General features: G+C 42.2%; 2 protein-coding genes. Both read left to right on the top strand.

The features are described 5' to 3' along the window. The first annotated feature begins 330 nt into the window (after window positions 1–330). Window positions 331–990 (top strand): response regulator, encoded by a 660-nt coding sequence (locus C200_RS12235; RefSeq protein WP_016211983.1) that lies wholly within the window; start codon window positions 331–333, stop codon window positions 988–990. After that, the gene (locus tag C200_RS12230) at window positions 990–2,450 is read left to right on the top strand and encodes an ATP-binding protein (protein ID WP_196771034.1); all 1,461 of its coding nucleotides are present in this window, start codon (window positions 990–992) and stop codon (window positions 2,448–2,450) included. The genes C200_RS12235 and C200_RS12230 overlap by 1 nt, the downstream gene beginning before the upstream one ends. The last annotated feature ends 220 nt before the right edge of the window (window positions 2,451–2,670 follow it).

The raw sequence follows: 2,670 nt of genomic DNA, 5'->3' as shown, positions 1-2,670 counted from the left end.
GCATGAAGCTTGATCAAGATGAAATAAATTTAGAGACAGCGCTTAGTCAAGTAATGAAGTCAATGTCAGAAACTATTCGTTGAGCGCTATAACTGCTAATCTAGCTATTTTTAAAATTATATAAAAATCAAATTCATAAAATATTTTAGTGGAAAGTCAGACTTGCCTTAAGTCAACAAAACCGTAAGATCAAATTAAAGCCAGGTGTGTTAATACTGACTTAAAACAAACGCTTTATTCTGTAGTACACTATATGAAAATTTTATGTACGAGATTAAATTTAGAAAAATTATAAAAGTTATTATAAAAATATTAGATGAGGAGATTGACGTGCGAGTTTTACTTGTAGAAGATGATGAGTTATTAGGTGATGCAACTCAAACGGGGCTAGTACAAAGTGGCTACACTGTTGATTGGGTCAAAGACGGCGTTGCCGCAACCCGGGCTTTAGATGCAGAAACATTTGACTTAGTGATTCTAGACCTTGGCCTACCACTTAAAGATGGCATTGCTGTCTTAAAAGATATGCGTACCAAAGGCAACCAAACTTCTGTGCTTATTTTAACTGCACTGGATCAGATTGAAGATCGCATTAAAGGCCTTGACGCAGGGGCCGATGATTATATGAGCAAACCTTATGATCTAGATGAGCTATGTGCACGCTTACGCGCCTTAGAACGCCGGGCATCTGGCCGCGCAGAACCCACCATCAGTTATGGACCGATTGAAATTAACCCCGCCGCCCATACCGTCAGTTTAGAGAGTGAGCCTGTCAATCTCTCACGCCGTGAGTTTGTGCTGCTAACCAAACTGTTAGAAAATACCGGACGCGTCCTGTCACGTGATCAACTGATGCAATCTCTCTACGGTTGGAGTAACGAAATCGACAGTAATGCGCTTGAAGTGCATATTCACAACCTGCGCAAAAAATTTGGCAATCAGTTGATTCGCACGATTCGTGGTATTGGTTATATGGTAGAAAAAACCTAATGCCCTTGAGACTAAAAGCATGGTTGTTTCAAAACTCAGTACGCCACTTTCTGCTTATCAGCTTACTGATTGCTACTACGTTTATCAGTATTATTATGGGAACCTGGACCTATGTTCAGGTTCGCTCTAATGCCAAAGGGGTCTTTGATACCTCGCTGGCGCAAGCCGCTCAAATTCTGCGCATCATTCTTGCTAATCAGATTTACAAGCAACGTCTTGCTGAACTCCAAGCCACACTAAATAAGCCTTATAGCAAACATAACACACCTTCTAGCAGTAATTTTACTAAGTTCGAAGCAGATGAATTAAAGCGCCTAAATTCAAACCAACTCGTCTTTCAAGTCTGGAATAATCAAGGGGTTTTGCTACTAAAATCCATTAATGCCCCACAAGCGCCCCTCGCCACAGTCAGTTTTGGTAGCCAAGATACTCAAATCGACACAGCGACCTGGCGCACATTCACGTTGCCAGACTATCGTCAAGGTTTACGCTTTATTACCGCTATTCGCGCGGATATTGCCACACGCTTTAGTGCCGGACAAGTGCTAAAAAGCCTCTATCCTTTACTATTTTTCTGCCCACTACTGGCCCTGTTAATCTGGGTACTACTCGATTGGGGGTTTCGACCACTGAACCGTATCAGAACATTACTCGCTAAACGTAGCCATGATAATCTTGAGGACCCGATTGAACTTGGCCAAGCGCCTGAAGAAATCCGTCCACTTGTTCAGGAGCTTAATTCATTATTTACCCGCCTTCAAGGCGCCTTTGAACGTGAAAAACGCTTTACTGCCGATGCTGCACATGAATTACGTACTCCCCTTGCGGCCATTCGCACACACAGTCAAATTGCCAGCCGCAGTTCAACAAATACCAGTGCTCTTTCCGCCCTTAACAAGGTTACCAAAAGCGTTGACCGCGCTACACGCGTCATCGAGCAACTGCTGCTGCTAAGCCGCTTAGAGCCACAGGACAAAATTTTGCCAGAAGGCTCTATTAATATTTCCTCATTTACCCAAGAACTTCTTGTCGATTTAGTCCCAATGGCATTAGCGAAAAATATCGAGTTAAGCTTAAATGCTCCTAAACAGCCATTATTTATTGAAACTCAAAGCGCAATGCTCAATATTCTTATTCGCAATCTAACTGATAATGCCATTCGCTATACCCCCGCATACGGTGAGGTTGAAATCAACCTAAGTTCAGGTATACAAACAGGCGGCATACACATTGAGGTTATCGACAATGGTCCTGGCGTTCCCCTTGAACTACGACGCCGCATTTTCGACCGTTTCTACCGCCAAGTGGGCAATAAAGCCGACGGCAGCGGCCTGGGCCTTTCTATTGTTCAACTCATTGTTAACCTACACCATGGTACAATCAGAGCTGACAGCCGAGCAGATAGCAAGAATGGCTTATGTATTAATATTTGGTTACCAGAGAAACCACTGGCTAAATAAAGCGCTTTAAAGTACTTTATTTCATCTTACAGCTATAAGTCTTAAACAGTATTGCCTTATGCATCTATACACCAGAAAAATGCATATAATTATTATGTTTACACATTAATAAATATACTTAATATCTAACTCCTCACTTAATATATATTACGTAAGCGTCGCTACCTCGGTAGGTATTTTGCACATCCAATGATGCAAAATCGCCGAGCAAAACGCGACG

The organism is Piscirickettsia salmonis LF-89 = ATCC VR-1361, assembly GCF_000297215.2.
Classification (GTDB): Bacteria; Pseudomonadota; Gammaproteobacteria; order Piscirickettsiales; family Piscirickettsiaceae; genus Piscirickettsia; species Piscirickettsia salmonis.
This window is presented reverse-complemented; position numbering and strand designations above follow the sequence as displayed.

Excerpts from the sequence above, each read along its gene's own strand:
- C200_RS12230 (WP_196771034.1), top strand. The coding sequence starts at position 990 with ATGCCCTTGAGACTAAAAGCATGGTTGTTTCAAAACTCAGTACGCCAC.